This is a genomic window from Helicobacter sp. WB40 (assembly GCF_027859275.1).
Taxonomy (GTDB): Bacteria; Campylobacterota; Campylobacteria; order Campylobacterales; family Helicobacteraceae; genus Helicobacter_D; species Helicobacter_D ibis.
Genome location: NZ_JAQHXS010000005.1, coordinates 35,386 through 50,601, shown reverse-complemented (window position 1 = coordinate 50,601; position 15,216 = coordinate 35,386). Strand labels below are relative to the sequence as shown.

Sequence of the window (15,216 nt, the reverse complement as noted above, 5' to 3'; positions counted from 1 at the left end):
AGGTTATATTTTATACAAAATTAGCACAATTTTAGTAACTAAAATAATAAGTATAAGACAATTAAATTCTTATAAGAGGAAAATAAAGTGTGCTTAGATTCTATAATGAGCTCCTATTGATTCTTCTCTCTTAATAGCTGATTCAACTATATTTTTAGCAGTTAGTAGGCGTAGTTTTAGGAGTCTTCCTATGTTGCTTTGTAGCATTACATAGATTCCTCCTAATGCTTCATTTAGACCGCTTTTTTTGCGGATTATGCCGACTTTCTCCCACATTATGTTTCTTAGTATGGCTTTTAGATTCTCATCTTGTTCTTTTTGCAATACTTGCAAATGAAGTGGGAACTCTCTAAAATTTAATTCAATATTATTGTGGATTATATTTTGTGCAGCCCTTTTGGCAAAGACTAGACCTTCTAGTAGGGAGTTTGATGCAAGTCTATTTGCACCATGCACCCCTGTGCAGGCACACTCTCCTATGGCATATAGATTATTCATTCTTATAACCTTTCCTATTCTATCTACCTTTATCCCGCCCATGCAGTAGTGAAATGCTGGAGAAATTGGGATTTTATCATTTGGTAAGTCATATCCAAAGGAGCTAAGATTCCTAGCAATATTAGGGAATCTATGATAGAAAAACTCTTTAGAAAATGGAGATAAATCTAGGTATATTTCGCATTCTTCTTCTTTTAGATTCTTTTCTTTTAGTTTTAATTTGTAGTCAAAAATAGATCTTGCAACCTTATCTCTAGGTGCTAATTCTCCATTTTTATCATAATCAAACAAGAATCTATTTCCCCAATAATCAACTATTCTTGCACCTTCACCCCTTAGTGCTTCGCTTAAGAGTAGCTTTCTTGCGTGTGGAGTTTTTGTAAATACGGTTGGGTGGAATTGCAACATCTCCATATCTTGTAATTCTAAGTTGTTTTCTAAGATCATTCCGTGTAATTCACCTGATATTGTATATGCGTTTGTGTGGTAGTTAAATAATGCTCCAACACCGCCACTTGCTAAAATTACATTATTGGCATATAGATTATAGTTTCCTCTTTTGGTTAAAACACTCACACCACAACATGTATCTCCTTCTATAAGCAGTTCTGTAACGGTGGCATTTTTCCATAATGTGTGATTTAGTTGTGATATTAGATGACTATGTATTGCTCTACCTGTGCAATCTCCTCCTGCATGTATGATTCTAGCAGTGCTATGTGCTGCTTCTTTTGTAAATAGAAGATTACCATTTTCATCTCTATCAAATGGTGTATTTTTAGCTATCAAGTCTTCTAAGACTTCTAGGCTTTCTTTGCTTAGTGTCTCTACTATCTCTCTATTGCACAGCCCAGCACCTGCATTTAGAGTATCTTGTATGTGTAATGGGATATCATCTATATCTTTTGCAACTGCAATTCCACCTTGTGCATAGAATGTGTTACATTCCCATGGTTGATCTTTGCACAAAATTAGGACTTTTAAGTTTTTTGGCAAGTTTAGTGCAGCATATAGCCCAGCAATTCCAGCACCTACAATAATCACATCATATTTCATATAGATTCCTATCGTTGTATTTGTGTATCCTCTCTATAAGGATCAGCTTTAAAACCGCAACCACTAAGGCTTAGAAGTATGATTTGTGATATAATAATTACATGAAAAAATCGTCTGAAGTTTTGCATAATCTTTTTAATTCTCCTTGTTATAGTAAGCTTAATTACAATATAGAAGCATGGAAATTTGTGCCATATATTGTAAGTAGCATAAGAGCGGGAATAAGTTATGTATATGTAAAAAATAGCAAGTTGTATATAGTTTGCAAACATTCCCAATTTAAGCTTGAGTTCAAGTATAAAAAAAAAGAAATAATGAATGGCTTAAAACTATTTCAAGCAAATAAAAAAATGCTACTAGGCATAGATGACATTATCTGTTATGAGCAAAAACAAGCAATAAATATCACAAGAGAGATAATAGGGGAATCCTTTAATGAAAAGAGTGAAGGGGAGTTTGAAAATCTTGCAAGTGGTGAATTGTATGATATTTTTGAGAGGATTAGAGAGAGGATTTTGGATAATTTAGAGCATGAAGGCAGATAGTGGATTTATTAGAGAGCATTAAGAGTTTGCCAAATAAAAGTGGAGTGTATCAATACCACGATAAAGATGGCAGATTATTATATGTGGGTAAAGCTAAGAATCTTAAAAATAGAGTAAAGAGTTATTTTAGATTCACTCCATACCTATCTCCTGCACCAAATTTATCTCAAAGAATAATCCACATGCTAAATGCAACTACAAGCCTTAGATATATAGTGCTAGAAAATGAGCATGATGCATTGATATTAGAAAACTCACTAATAAAGCAACTAAAGCCAAAATATAATATTTTACTTAGAGATGATAAGACATATCCATATTTGTGTGTGAATCTAAATGAGGAATTCCCTAGAATCTATCTTACAAGAAAGGTTTTAAAAGATAAGAATCTAAAATACTATGGTCCATATACCACTGGTGCTAGGGCATTATTAGATTCAATTTATGAATCCTTTTTATTAATACAAAAAGAAAGTTGCCTAAAAGGTAAGAAGGCATGTTTGTTCTATCAAATCAAAAAATGTCTTGCACCGTGTGAAAGCAAAGTAACAAAAGAAGACTACTCTAAAATACTATCTAACGCACTAGAATGTATAGACAATCCAAAAAAGATTCTAAAAATACTAGAAGAAAAAATGAATCTTTACTCACAAGCCATGAGATATGAAGAGGCAATGATTTATAGAGATAGAATCCAAAAAATACAGGGAATAAACAAACTAAGTATGGTTGAGATTCCTAGCTTGGAGGACTTAGATGTTTTTGCATTTTTGTCTTTGGGGAATAAAGGTGCTCTTGTGAAGTTTTTTATAAGAAATGGCAAAATAGTATCAAGCACTACAAATACAATAAAAAGCCAATACGAAATAAATGAGCTAGAGATATACACACAAGCTTTGATTAATTATTATAGTTTATCCTTGCCATTTGTGCCAAAAAAAATTCTAGTTCCTTTTGATTTTGGTGATAGTCTTGCATGGCTTGAGGATTTTTTACAGAATAGATTCCATAAAAAAATACAAATAATAAATCCAAAAAGTGGTGATAAAAAGAGACTATGCACTCTTGCATTAAGTAATGCACAAGAGGCATTAAGGATTAGCAATAAAGATGATGAGATAACAAAAGACATACAAGAATTATTCTCTCTTCAAAATAGGCCTTATAGAATTGAAGTGTTTGATACTTCTCATCACAAGGGAGAGCAATGTGTTGGTGCTATGGTTGTGTATGATGATTGCTTTATTAAAGAGGATTATAGACATTATTTATTGCATTTTAAAGATGAGTATTCTCAAATGCGTGAAATGCTAAGCAGAAGAATAGAATCTTTTAGTGAAAATCCACCACCTGATTTATGGGTGCTAGATGGTGGAGTAGGGCAGATTAATATTGCATTAGAATTATTAAAAAAAGCAGGTGTAAATTTAGAAGTAGTATCAATATCTAAAGAAAAGTTAGATTCCAAAGCCTATCGTGCTAAGGGAAGGGCTAATGATATTTTGCGTAGCAAAGATAGTGAATATAAGCTTGTAAGCTCTGATAGAAGGCTGATGTTCATACAGAAGCTAAGAGATGAAGCACATAGATTTGCAATCACATTCCACCAAAAACAAAAACAAAAAACAATGCAACAAAGTAAACTTTTAGGGATAAAGGGCATAGGTAAGGCTACTCAAAAGAGGCTTTTAGATTATTTTGGCGACTTTGAATCTGTGCATAAAGCAAGTCTAAAAGAGTTAGAAATTGCACTAGGAGAACAAAAGGCTCTAGCGGTATATGAGGCTTTAAGTTCTAGCTAGTCTCTTTTGGCAACAAATAATGTGCAAATATTTGCTAAAAAAGCCTTTGTGTATAGTGGTGTAAATCCACTTTCCTTTAGTTCTTCGTTTAGTTTTTGTGTGCTTAAAAACTCCTCTATTGAATCTGGCAGGTATTTGTATGCTTTATAATTTTGTGATACCAAACCACCAACAATAGGTAGAATCTTCTTTGTATAAAACATTGCACATTTTTCCAGTAGGCTTGGATTTTGGTTTTTTGTAAATTCTAAAATTACTAAGATTCCACCTTTTTTTAATATTCTTGCAAACTCTATTAAAGCTTCTTGTCTTGCCACTATATTTCGTATACCATAAGAGATAGAAATAATATCTGCACTTTCACTCTCTAGTGGTATATTTGTAGCTTCGTTTTTTATAAACTCTACATTGGAGAGCTTTTTTTGTGCGATTTGTAGCATTTTCTCACTTGGGTCTATGCCTTTTATATTATTTATATTTATATTGTTTTTATTTGCATTTTCTTGCCATTTTATTATCATATCTCCAGTTCCACATGCTACATCGATGATATTTATATTGTCTTTAGTTTGCATATTTTGGAACGCTAAATTACATGCCTTATTTCGCCATATTACATCAATTCCACAACTTAAGATTCTATTTGTTATATCATAGCTATCTGCTATGTTGTCAAACATTGATATTATTTCTTGTTGTTTTTCCATTATAGTCCTATTTTATGTATTTCTAGCCATGCTATTATGCTTTGTATTTGTGCTTGTGTTGAGGCAGTTGAAGTGCCTCCATAAGAGTTTCTACTATTCATAGAAGTATATATATCTAGCACTTTGTGAGCTTCTTTTGGTATTTTAGAATCTACTTTGCATAGTTCATCTTCTGTAAGTTCGCTTAAGTCTTTATTGCACGATTCAGCGTATGCTACTACTTTGCCTACTATATGATGTGCTTCTCTAAATGGTATTTTTACTGCTTGCACCAAAAAATCAGCCAAATCAGTTGCCGTTAGATGTCCCATTTTGCAAGCGTTTTCCATGTTTTGTTTGTTTATTGTTATTTCTTTTAGCATATCATTTAGGATTCTTAGTGATATATCTATGGTATCTAGGCTATCAAATACACACTCTTTATCTTCTTGTGTGTCTTTATTGTATGCAAGTGGTAGCCCTTTTAGTGTTGTTAGCAAAGATATTAAGTTTCCATACACTCTACCGCTTTTGCCTCTTAGTAGTTCTGGTATATCTGGGTTTTTTTTCTGAGGCATTATAGAGCTACCAGTAGAATAAGAATCACTAAGTGTTATAAAAGCAAACTCACTACTACTCCATAATACTAGCTCCTCTGCGAATCTTGAAATATGCATAACAATTACACTTAAGCTATATAGAAAGTCTAGTGCAAAGTCCCTATCACTAACGCTGTCCATAGCATTTAAAGTAGGGGAGGCAAATCCTAATTCTCTAGCAGTGTAGAATCTATCTGTATTATATGGTGTCCCAGCTAGAGCAGCAGAGCCTAGTGGGCAATAATTATTTTGCTTATATGAATCTTCTAGCCTATGTATATCTCGCATAAACATATTTACATAAGCACAAAGGATAAATGCAAAATTTACCGGTTGAGCATGTTGGAGATGTGTCATACCTGGCATAATAGTGTCTGTATGGCTTTGCGATATATTTATTAGTGTTTCAATTAGATTTATAAGCAGACTTCTTATGTATTTGTTTTGTTCTAGCACAAATAATCTAAAATCAACTGCTACCTGATCATTCCTGCTTCGTGCGGTGTGTAGCTTTTTGCCCGAATCTCCTATTAGTTCTATTAACTTTTTTTCTACTGCCATATGTATGTCTTCATCAGATATACAAAATTTAAACTCGCCAGAATCTATTAAAGATTCTATTGTTTCTAGCCCATTTATTATTAAGTCTTTTTCTTTTGTGTTAATAATCTCGCATTTCTCTAGCATTTTTGCATGTGCTTTTGAGCATTTTATATCTTGCTTATATAGTCTCTTATCAAATGGCAAAGAAGTGTTAAACTCTTCTAGTAGCTTTGCACTACTTGAGCTAAATCGTCCGCCCCATAGTTTGTTATTTTCTTTCATGCTACTTCTTTAAAAAGGTCTTAGAACAATTAAGATTGTAATTAGTATCAAAATTATCGTTGGCACTTCATTGTAGTTTCTAAAGAATTTACCGCTTTTGTTGCATTTATCATCTCTAAATTGAAGCAAATATCTATATAAGCTAAAGTGATATGCTAATAATATAAGCACCAAAGTTATCTTAGCATGCATAAAACCACCTTTCATAATTGAAGGATCTAGCACTATTAGTCCTATGCCAGAGGCTATTGTAGCGATAAGTGCAGGATAGCCTATAAATGCAAAAAGTTTATATTCTTGAATCTTTACAACATCGCAGAATCCTTTATTGTCCTTGTTTTCTGCGTGATATACAAATAATCTTGGAAGATAAAACAACATAGCCATCCAAGACACCATAGAGATAATATGAAATACCTTAATGTAAAAATACAACATTCCTAATCCTTGTGAGAAAATAATGTTGTAATTTTACATAAAAAATCCGCTTTTAGATATTGCTTTGCTTGTATAAATTAGCAGTATGTAAGCTATTAATAGATTTTATAAGTTTTCTTAATTATTTATATGGTGTGTATTTGCAAAATCTTCATTAAAAATATCTGCTTGGTAGATTAAGATTTTTGTATCTAAAAGCCCATCTGCAAAGCTATATTTAATTTTCTTTAACCTTTGAAACTCTAACTTTCCTTGCAATAAAGATTCCTTATCTACATTCCAAGATAGATTCTTTGTTATCAAGCATGACTTTTGTGTTGTTTATATTTAATACTTTGTAATGCATTAAAATACAGCATATAGGTAACTCTTGCTTATGTTTATATCGTTATAACTTATTTTTCGCTTGTTTGTGATTTCTTTCATTTGTTTGACTTTGTTTTTGTTTATTTTAACATATGAAGTTAGGAGTAGATTCAAGCTTAGGATAGAAGCTATAAATGGCAGAGAGGAAGGGATTCGAACCCTCGAAGGCTTACACCTTACACGCGTTCCAGGCGTGCTCCTTCAACCACTCGGACACCTCTCTATGAAAAGAAAAACTTGTATTTTACTATGATAAAGATAAATAAGTTTTTAAATCCCTAAAAAGGGATTTAAGGCTAATTTACACTAGCCATTTTGCGTCTTAGGTAAGCGATTTTGCTTTGCAATGGTAGGTTTTTAGGGCATACATCATGGCATGCAAGCAAACTCATACAACCAAACACACCATTATCATCACCTACTAGCTCATAATAATCTTCATCGCTTCTTTCATCATGTGGATCAAGCATGAATCTTACTACTCTATTTAGTCCAGCAGCACCTACAAAGTCTTCACGCATTAGCTTAGTTCCGCATGAAGCGATACAACAACCGCACTCAATACATCTATCAAGCTCAAAAACTTCTTGTGCTATTTCGGGCTCTACTCTTTCTTCAAGTTGGCTCATATGCTCTTCGCTTTTTTCTTGTGCATGAATCCAGCTCTCAACTCTTTTGCTCATACCATTAAACCAATTTCCAGTATCCACAGATAAATCTTTAATTAGCTTAAATGCAGGTAAAGGCATAAGCGTAATAACGCCATCAGGGAAATCTTTTGTTAGAGTTCTACAAGCAAGTCGTGGGCGACCATTTATCATCATTCCACAACTTCCGCAGATTCCAGCACGACATACAAAGTCAAAAGAAAGATCAGAATCATATTGTTCTCTAATCATATTTAAAACAATAAAGATTGTCATAGAATGCGCTTCTTTTAGTTTGTATTCTTTGAAGTGAGGCTTTGAGACCGCACTATTTGGATCAAACTTTAAAACTCTAATAGTTAGTTCTCTTCCGCTATTTTCTACTGCTCCACTCATTGTTTATCTCCTATTCTCTCGTTTTTAGCTTTGTATTGAGGTTGTAAGGTAAATGGCATTAATGCTTCTTGAATTTCATATCTATCCTTACCTTGTGCTTCCATTTCGCTTCTTATTTTATCAATCTCTTCTTGTCTTCTTAGACTTTCAGGGTTTTCTATAATCATACCCTTAGCACCATATCCACGGAATGCAGGTGCAATCTCCATTGTAGAAATATCTAGTGGCTCATAAGTTAGCGTAGGAAGTGTTTGATTTGGGTCTTCCCAAGAAGCTAGAGTTCTCTTGAGCCAATTTACATCATCTCTTTTTGGATAGTCTTCTCTACTATGTGCTCCTCTTGATTCTGTTCTATCTAACGCACCTTTTGCAACACATAGTGCAATTTTTAGCATTTTTGGCACACGATAGGCTTCTTCAAGCTCTGGGTTTGCTGAAAGTCTTTTTGTTTTGATACCTATATTTTTAGATCTCTTATAAAGTTCTTCAAGCTCATCTACTGCTTCTTTTAAGTGTGGTCCATCACGGAAAATTCCAACCTTATCGCCCATAATTTCTTTCATTCTGTTTTTGATTTCAAAGACATTTTCATTGCCGTTGTTTTCTAAAATGCTATTTAGATAGTTTTGCTCTTTTTGTAAAAATTCTTCAACAAGCTTAGTTTCAATGTCTGCATAAGCATTTTGGCAACTTTCAGCAAAGTAATCTCCAATAATCATGCCACTAACAACCGCTTCTGATACAGAGTTCCCACCAAGTCTATTAAATCCATGTAAATCCCAACAAGCAGCTTCACCTGCAGAGAATAGACCTTTTAGTGCAGTCTCACCTCTATAATCAGTTCTAATTCCGCCCATTGAGTAGTGTTGCATTGGCTTAACTGGAGCCCACTTTTCAGCTGGATCGATTCCTGCAAAACATTCACATATTTCTTGCACATCTCTTAAGTTTGTTTCAATATGCTTTCTACCTAGGATTGAAATATCAAGCCATAAATGCTCACCATATACGGATTTTACGCCTTTACCTTCTCTGATTCGCTCAATCATTCTACGAGATACAACATCTCTACTTGCTAACTCTTTTTTCTCTGGTTCTTTATCTGGCATGAATCTGTAACCATCTACATCTCTTAAGATACCGCCATCACCTCTACAACCTTCAGTAAGCAAGATTCCACTTGGGAAGAGTGCTGTTGGGTGAAATTGCACAGCTTCCATATTTCCAAGCTTTGCTACACCAGTCTCTAATGCTATTGCAGTTCCTATACCTTCACAAATTACCGCATTTGTAGTATCTTTGTAGATTCTTCCATATCCGCCCGTTGCAATCAAAGTTCCTTTTGCTACATAAGCAATTAGCTCTCCTGTGATTAGATCTCTTACGATGGAGCCATAGCACTTGCCATTTTTATGGATAATTGCTATTGCTTCTTTTCTATCGTGTATATCTACACCATGCTTTAGTGCTTCATTTGCCACTGCAAAAAGCATTGTATGTCCAGTAGCATCAGCTGTATAGCAAGTTCTCCATTTTTTTGTTCCGCCAAAGTCTCTTGAATGGATTAAACCATGTCTGAAGTCTTCTTCTGTGATTGTTGTTTTTTGTGCATTTATAATCGCAGTTCTATCACCTTTTTTAATTCTAGTCCAAGGCACACCCCAAGCTGCAAGCTGTCTAATAGCTTTTGGTGCAGTAGTTACAAACATTCTAGCAACTTGTTGGTCGCAACCCCAATCACTTCCTTTAACAGTGTCTGCAAAGTGCAAATCCTCATTGTCTCCATCACTCATTTTTGAATTTCCTAGTGAGGCTTGCATACCTCCTTGAGCTGCTGCCGAGTGGCTCCTTTTAACTGGAATTAAACTTAAAACTATCGTGCTAAGCCCCTTTTCTTGACAGGCAACTGCTGCTCTAAGCCCTGCTAGACCTCCACCAATAACTAACGAATCGCAATATACTATTTTCATAAATACCCCCTATAAACTCTTGCCTAATGCAATCCAAGTAAAATCAGCTATAAAGGCAATTACGCCAAGAATTATAAAAATTGCAAACACAGCAACTTTTACATTTTTTCTCTTTACATTGCTCTCTGCTGTGGTAGGTGCTTCAAGTGGAATCCACTTTATAATAACGCGATACAATCCTATACTAGCGTGTAATACCATTACTACAAGTAATACTAAATAGAATTCTGCTAAATTGCCCTCTACAAATCTAGCTGCTGAAGTTAGCGCATTAATGCTTGTAGAGTTAAATAAAATAGTAACAAGGTGAGCGCCACCCATAAAGAAAAGCATAAAACCAGTTATGAATTGAATCCACCAAAGCGTAGTATCGCAATGCTTCATTAATGATTTATGAGTTTTGAAAATCATTAATTGTTGGAAGTTTGCTGGAAACTTTCTCATTGCCAAGAATGCATGTGCAACAAAAAATGCACTAATAACAATTACAACTAAGGTAGTAATTAACGGAATCCCATGACCGCCAAAAATAAATGAACCTTCCGAAAATGCAACAACTGCATTAAACGCATCAACGCCAAAAAGTATAGAAGAAGTAAAACACATGTGGAAAAGTATAAAAATAGCTAAAACCACACCAGTGATGCTTTGCCATTTATCCCATTTTGCTGGATTTCTTCTTTTTTTTCTTTCAGAAGTTACCTTTAAATAACTCTGAATTACTACTTCATCATTTTGCATAAAAACCCTCCTAAAGTAGAACAAATAGTGCTAAATAGCACAACTAAAATACCCTAAAACCTAATGTTTGATGATTATAAGAAAATTTTTTATAAAATTTTCTTAAAGACATATAGTATTTATGAAATTTTAGAGCATTTGCAAAAATAAATTAAAAAATTATTAAGTTTAAAAAGCTATTATCGGCAAAAAGCATTAAAAACAAGGAGAATTATATGTTGCCATTTAGTGATGATGAGCTTTTAAAGCCAGTTGAAATAGTAATTGATAAGGTTCGTCCTATGCTTATAAATGACGGAGGCAATGTAACTTTATTAAAAGTTGAAGAAGGAAAGGTTTATGTTAGGTTAGAGGGTGCCTGTAAGGGCTGTCCTAGTAGCTCACAAACTTTAAAATTCGGCATTGAAAGAGCATTAAAAAACGAAATACACCCGGATATAGAATTAGTAAATGTTCAATAATTATCGATATATTAAAATAAAGTTTAGAGGAAAAAATGTCTAGGTATTATTTTAAAAACAAAGCAAAGAAAGCATTTCTAAATAGAGAGTATATTAAAGCACTAAATACATATTCATACTTATATAATGATATTTACAATAATACAACTTGCGATTCAAAGTTTGATAATAAACTAAAAGAATTAGCACAATTACGGGCATTATGTATGCTTTGTGATATGGCACTTGATTATGAAGAAGAAGCAAGGGCATTATATGAATATTATTTTGTTGGTAAAAAGTCCAAAGGTATAGGATTGGAAAAAAACATAATAAACATGATAGAGAGTTTTGATAGAAATGTATCTGAACTAAATAAGGTTATGGATAAATTGAGAGAAATTGATGTTGATAAAAGCGATGGAATCTTGTATAGCGATTTTAAGAAAATTGTGAATGATATTGGTTTTAAAGAAGCGTTTGAAAATTTAATGTTTAGTTCCAAGATTATTTTTACCAATAAAAATGAATTTTTGTATTTCGTTAGGAATCTAGTTGAATTTGGCTATGAGGAAGTAGCTATTAATTATTTTGAAAATACGGGAAATATTTTGTATTTTGATAAGGAATTTATGAAACTATACAAGAAGATTATACAGAGGAAAGATTTATGAAAGTAGCCGTAGAATCTGATTTATTTAAATATATTAGCGATGATTCTAGAGATGATTTTAAAGATACTGCATTTTTGATTACAGATAGTTCTAAGAGATACCTAAATGAGGCTAAAAAAAGAGGTTTTGTTCATTTTATAACACCACAAGAATTATCAAAATACTTAAATATTGATATAAAAATCATAGGAATTACTGGCACAAATGGGAAGACTACAACAGCTGCTATGATATATTCTTTGTTGCTTGATTTTGGTTATAGAGTTGGGTTACTTGGGACTAGAGGGTTTTTTATAAATGAGATAAAAAAAAGAGATAAAGGGCTTACAACGCCTAGTTTGCTTGAGATATACACAGCAATTAATGAAACAAAAAATGAAGGTTGTGATTATTTTGTAATGGAAGTTAGCTCACATGCAATAGTGCAAAAAAGAATTGAGGGCTTGGAATTTGCACTAAAGATTCTAACTAATATAACAAGTGATCATTTGGATTATCACAAGACTTTACAAAATTACATAGATACAAAAAATAGCTTTTTAAATGATTGTGATACAAAAAAGCTCATAAATAAAGATGATACAAACGCTAAATATCCATTTCAAAATACAATGACTTATGGTATTGAAACTACTGCTACTTTTAGTGTGAAGGCATATTCTTTAGTTGATGGTATAACAGCTCAAATCTCATACGGAAAAGAAGAAGCCACCTTTGAATTTGCACTCTTTGGTAAGCATAATTTGTATAACGCATTAGCAAGTATTGGTGCAGTAAAGATTCTGCTAGATGCTCCATTACAAGATATAGCTTTGAAGTTTGAGAACTTTGGAGGTGTTTTAGGCAGAATGCAAGTTGTCTCTCAAAAGCCACTAATTATTGTTGATTTTGCACATACACATGATGGCATGGAGCAGATATTTCAGTCATTTTTGCATAGGAAAATTTCTGTGGTATTTGGTGCAGGTGGAGATAGAGATAGGACAAAAAGACCTAAAATGGGCTATGTAGCCTCTAAATATGCAGATAAGATATATATAACAAGCGATAATCCAAGAAGTGAGAATCCGCTAGACATAATAGAAGATATATATTCTGGAATCCCAAATACACTAAGGGATAAACTGAAAATAGTGCGAAATGAAAATAGAGCAGATAGCATAAAATGTGCAATAGAAAATTTAGAGCATGATGAAATATTGTTAGTGCTTGGAAAAGGTGATGAAAAGTATCAAATCATAGGGGAGCATACGATTTATTTTGATGATGTAGAAGAGATTCAAAAAAATATTAGAAAAAACATGCAATAATTATGCAAAAGCCATTAAAAAGGAGTTTATAATGGATCCAATTTCAAGTAGTCAAGGATATAATCCTTTTGGTAGTTTCACTAGTCCTTCAACAGGTGTAAGAAGCGGTGCGTTAGAAACTTCTAACACAGATATATCTGAAGAGATGGTGAATAATGTAGTAAATGAAAATGCTACTAAAGCTAATGCACAAGCTATACAGACACAAGATAATATGATGCAAAGCGCATTGGATATACTAGCTTAATTCCCCAATTTCTTGGGGAATCTCTCCTTGTTTTTTAAATTCTCTTTAAATACTCTTTCTTGTGATAAAATTCTCTCTTTGACTTATAAATAAAGGTTATGGCAATGGTTGATTATGGTATTAATTATTGGGCTGGAGATGATTTTATAATCGAAGATGGCAAGGTTAAGGTTAATTATAAAAATAAACCAGCATTAATTGATATTGTAAAAAAAGTTAGAGAAGAGGGATATAGAGGACCACTTTTAATTAGATTTCCACATTTAATAAAAAAGCAAGTAGAAAAGATATTTCAAAATTTTGAAAATTCAATTAAAGAGCATCATTATAAGGGTAAATTTAAGGCAGTATTTCCACTAAAGGTTAATCACTATCCTAATTTTGTCTTGCCTCTTGTAAAGTTAATGGAGCATCGTTGCTATGGTTTAGAGGCTGGAAGTAAATCAGAGCTAATAGTTGCAATGGCTTATACTAATGATAATTGCCCAATAACTGTGAATGGATTTAAAGATAAAGAAATGATTTCTTTAGGTTTTATAGCTGCCAAAATGGGACATGATATTACCCTCACTATTGAGGGTTTAAATGAGCTTGAAACTATTATAGAAGTTGCCAAAACAATGGGCAAACCTTATCCTAAAATAGGATTACGAATTAGGTTGCATAGTGCAGGGATTGGTATATGGGCTAAAAGTGGTGGTATTAATTCTAAATTTGGACTTACTGCAACAGAGCTTGTAGAAGCTATTTCGTTATTAAAGAAAAATAAATTAATAGAACAATTTAGCATGATTCATTTTCATATAGGTAGTCAAATTAGCGATATTGCTCCACTTAAAAAGGCGCTTAGAGAAGCGGGTAATATATATGCAGAGCTTCGAAAAATGGGAGCCAAGAATCTAAATGCAGTAAATATAGGAGGTGGTTTAGCAGTTGAATATACTCAACATGAAAATCACCAAAATAGAAACTACACATTAGCTGAATTTAGTGGGAATGTTGTATTTACTCTAAAAGAAATAGCTAAAAACAAAAAAGAAAGAGAACCTGATATTTTTATAGAATCTGGTAGATATGTTTCAGCCAGTCATTCTGTGCTTATAGCGCCAGTTTTAGAGCTATTCTCGCAAGAATACGATGAAAAAGCACTGCACTTAAAAGATGTGAATCCTCCACTAGTTGAGGAACTGTTGGATTTGTATAATACAATTAATGAAAGATATGCTATTGAGTATTTACATGATTCATTTGAACATATGGAATCTCTTCTTACTCTTTTTGATTTGGGATATATTGATTTGCAAGATCGTTCAAACACTGAAGTTTTAGTGCATTTAATCATTAAAAAAGTAATAAAGATTCTAAAACATAAAAACCATAAAGACATAATACGAATCCAAGAGCAAGTTCAAGAGAGATATTTGCTTAATTGTAGCTTTTTTCAGAGTTTGCCTGATTATTGGGGATTATCACAGAGTTTCCCTGTTATCCCGCTAGATAGACTTAATAAAAAGCCAACAAGAAGTGCTAGTTTATGGGATATAACTTGCGATAGCGATGGTGAGATAGGATTTAATACCGAATCTCCATTGTTTTTACATGATATTGATGTCAATAAAGAAGAGTATTTTTTGGGATTTTTCTTAGTTGGTGCTTATCAAGAAGTTCTTGGTATGAGACATAATCTATTTACACACCCAACTGAATTTAGTGTAGTGTTTGATGATGAAGAAGATGGCTATGAGATAGAGAATTTACTAGAAGCTCAAACTATCTTAGATGTGCTTGATGATTTGGATTACGATACAAAAGAAATAGAAAGAATCTTAAAGCAAAAAATAGATGATAGTGTGCAAATTTCTGATGAGAACAAAAAGGAAGTATTAGGACAGCTATATGTAATGTTAAGCGAGAATGGATATTTAAGAACCGTATTTAAAAGTGAGGGAGAGTTAGGTTGAATGAAATGTAAGTTT

Annotated in this window: 15 protein-coding genes and 1 tRNA gene; 7 read left to right on the top strand and 9 right to left on the bottom strand. The window is 33.0% G+C overall.

Translation table 11 applies throughout. The features are described 5' to 3' along the window. Nucleotides 1–93 precede the first annotated feature (93 nt). Nucleotides 94–1,554 carry an L-aspartate oxidase gene (nadB, locus tag PF022_RS04790; protein WP_271022961.1) on the bottom strand — a complete coding sequence of 487 codons (1,461 nt, stop codon included), beginning with the start codon at nucleotides 1,552–1,554 and terminating at the stop codon, nucleotides 94–96. Nucleotides 1,555–1,868: 314 nt separating this feature from the next. On the opposite strand from nadB, the gene PF022_RS04785 reads away from it, so the two are divergent. Together PF022_RS04785 and uvrC are read left to right on the top strand one after the other, a co-directional pair. Then, complete coding sequence (locus PF022_RS04785) at nucleotides 1,869–2,099, top strand: hypothetical protein (RefSeq protein WP_271020934.1); 231 nt, start codon at nucleotides 1,869–1,871, stop codon at nucleotides 2,097–2,099. Continuing rightward, nucleotides 2,096–3,901: an excinuclease ABC subunit UvrC gene (gene uvrC, locus PF022_RS04780; protein ID WP_271023040.1), complete on the top strand. Its 1,806-nt coding sequence runs from the start codon at nucleotides 2,096–2,098 to the stop codon at nucleotides 3,899–3,901. The genes PF022_RS04785 and uvrC overlap by 4 nt, the downstream gene beginning before the upstream one ends. On the opposite strand, the gene ubiE is transcribed toward uvrC, so the two are convergent. The 8 genes from ubiE to PF022_RS04740 all read right to left on the bottom strand — a co-directional run bounded on the left by ubiE (nucleotide 3,898) and on the right by PF022_RS04740 (nucleotide 10,569). After that, entirely contained in the window at nucleotides 3,898–4,608 is a 711-nt protein-coding gene (gene ubiE / locus PF022_RS04775; RefSeq protein ID WP_271022958.1) for a bifunctional demethylmenaquinone methyltransferase/2-methoxy-6-polyprenyl-1,4-benzoquinol methylase UbiE, read from the bottom strand. The genes uvrC and ubiE overlap by 4 nt on opposite strands. Then, entirely contained in the window at nucleotides 4,608–6,011 is a 1,404-nt protein-coding gene (gene argH / locus PF022_RS04770) for an argininosuccinate lyase (RefSeq protein ID WP_271022955.1), read from the bottom strand. Before argH ends, ubiE begins: the two co-directional genes overlap by 1 nt. Nucleotides 6,012–6,020: 9 nt before the next feature. Beyond that, complete coding sequence (gene hemJ, locus PF022_RS04765; protein ID WP_271020937.1) at nucleotides 6,021–6,449, bottom strand: protoporphyrinogen oxidase HemJ; 429 nt, start codon at nucleotides 6,447–6,449, stop codon at nucleotides 6,021–6,023. Nucleotides 6,450–6,566: 117 nt separating this feature from the next. Continuing rightward, nucleotides 6,567–6,752 carry a hypothetical protein gene (locus PF022_RS04760; RefSeq protein WP_271022954.1) on the bottom strand — a complete coding sequence of 62 codons (186 nt, stop codon included), beginning with the start codon at nucleotides 6,750–6,752 and terminating at the stop codon, nucleotides 6,567–6,569. Nucleotides 6,753–6,950: 198 nt separating this feature from the next. Further along, nucleotides 6,951–7,038: transfer RNA gene (locus tag PF022_RS04755), tRNA-Ser, on the bottom strand. A 73-nt stretch (nucleotides 7,039–7,111) separates the two neighbouring features. Then, nucleotides 7,112–7,858 (bottom strand): fumarate reductase iron-sulfur subunit, encoded by a 747-nt coding sequence (locus tag PF022_RS04750; protein ID WP_271022953.1) that lies wholly within the window; start codon nucleotides 7,856–7,858, stop codon nucleotides 7,112–7,114. Next, on the bottom strand, nucleotides 7,855–9,828 hold the full coding sequence (locus tag PF022_RS04745) for a fumarate reductase flavoprotein subunit (RefSeq protein ID WP_271020940.1): 1,974 nt from the start codon (nucleotides 9,826–9,828) through the stop codon (nucleotides 7,855–7,857). Before PF022_RS04745 ends, PF022_RS04750 begins: the two co-directional genes overlap by 4 nt. 9 nt (nucleotides 9,829–9,837) lie before the next feature. Then, nucleotides 9,838–10,569, bottom strand: a complete 732-nt coding sequence (locus tag PF022_RS04740; RefSeq protein WP_271020941.1) for a fumarate reductase cytochrome b subunit — start codon at nucleotides 10,567–10,569, stop codon at nucleotides 9,838–9,840. 215 nt (nucleotides 10,570–10,784) lie between these two features. Between PF022_RS04740 and PF022_RS04735 the strand changes: the two genes are divergently transcribed. The 5 genes from PF022_RS04735 (at nucleotide 10,785) to speA (ending at nucleotide 15,201) form a co-directional block, all read left to right on the top strand. Continuing rightward, the gene (locus tag PF022_RS04735) at nucleotides 10,785–11,030 is read left to right on the top strand and encodes a NifU family protein (protein ID WP_271020942.1); all 246 of its coding nucleotides are present in this window, start codon (nucleotides 10,785–10,787) and stop codon (nucleotides 11,028–11,030) included. 35 nt (nucleotides 11,031–11,065) lie between these two features. Next, nucleotides 11,066–11,683: a hypothetical protein gene (locus PF022_RS04730; protein WP_271020943.1), complete on the top strand. Its 618-nt coding sequence runs from the start codon at nucleotides 11,066–11,068 to the stop codon at nucleotides 11,681–11,683. Next, nucleotides 11,680–12,993: a UDP-N-acetylmuramoyl-L-alanyl-D-glutamate--2,6-diaminopimelate ligase gene (locus PF022_RS04725; protein ID WP_271022952.1), complete on the top strand. Its 1,314-nt coding sequence runs from the start codon at nucleotides 11,680–11,682 to the stop codon at nucleotides 12,991–12,993. The genes PF022_RS04730 and PF022_RS04725 overlap by 4 nt, the downstream gene beginning before the upstream one ends. Nucleotides 12,994–13,024: 31 nt before the next feature. After that, nucleotides 13,025–13,240, top strand: a complete 216-nt coding sequence (locus PF022_RS04720) for a flagellar basal body rod C-terminal domain-containing protein (protein WP_271020945.1) — start codon at nucleotides 13,025–13,027, stop codon at nucleotides 13,238–13,240. A 104-nt stretch (nucleotides 13,241–13,344) separates the two neighbouring features. Further along, a complete protein-coding gene (gene speA / locus PF022_RS04715) occupies nucleotides 13,345–15,201 on the top strand; it encodes an arginine decarboxylase (protein WP_271020946.1) in 1,857 nt (618 codons plus the stop codon). Nucleotides 15,202–15,216: the final 15 nt, after the last annotated feature.

Bases quoted from the DNA above. Each gene is read 5' to 3' on its own strand.
- PF022_RS04785 (WP_271020934.1), top strand. From the start codon at position 1,869: ATGAATGGCTTAAAACTATTTCAAGCAAATAAAAAAATGCTACTAGGC.
- hemJ (WP_271020937.1), bottom strand. From the start codon at position 6,449: ATGTTGTATTTTTACATTAAGGTATTTCATATTATCTCTATGGTGTCT.
- ubiE (WP_271022958.1), bottom strand. From the start codon at position 4,608: ATGGAAAAACAACAAGAAATAATATCAATGTTTGACAACATAGCAGAT.
- argH (WP_271022955.1), bottom strand. From the start codon at position 6,011: ATGAAAGAAAATAACAAACTATGGGGCGGACGATTTAGCTCAAGTAGT.
- PF022_RS04740 (WP_271020941.1), bottom strand. From the start codon at position 10,569: ATGCAAAATGATGAAGTAGTAATTCAGAGTTATTTAAAGGTAACTTCT.
- PF022_RS04730 (WP_271020943.1), top strand. From the start codon at position 11,066: ATGTCTAGGTATTATTTTAAAAACAAAGCAAAGAAAGCATTTCTAAAT.
- PF022_RS04750 (WP_271022953.1), bottom strand. From the start codon at position 7,858: ATGAGTGGAGCAGTAGAAAATAGCGGAAGAGAACTAACTATTAGAGTT.
- PF022_RS04735 (WP_271020942.1), top strand. From the start codon at position 10,785: ATGTTGCCATTTAGTGATGATGAGCTTTTAAAGCCAGTTGAAATAGTA.
- speA (WP_271020946.1), top strand. From the start codon at position 13,345: ATGGTTGATTATGGTATTAATTATTGGGCTGGAGATGATTTTATAATC.
- nadB (WP_271022961.1), bottom strand. From the start codon at position 1,554: ATGAAATATGATGTGATTATTGTAGGTGCTGGAATTGCTGGGCTATAT.
- PF022_RS04745 (WP_271020940.1), bottom strand. From the start codon at position 9,828: ATGAAAATAGTATATTGCGATTCGTTAGTTATTGGTGGAGGTCTAGCA.
- PF022_RS04725 (WP_271022952.1), top strand. From the start codon at position 11,680: ATGAAAGTAGCCGTAGAATCTGATTTATTTAAATATATTAGCGATGAT.
- PF022_RS04720 (WP_271020945.1), top strand. From the start codon at position 13,025: ATGGATCCAATTTCAAGTAGTCAAGGATATAATCCTTTTGGTAGTTTC.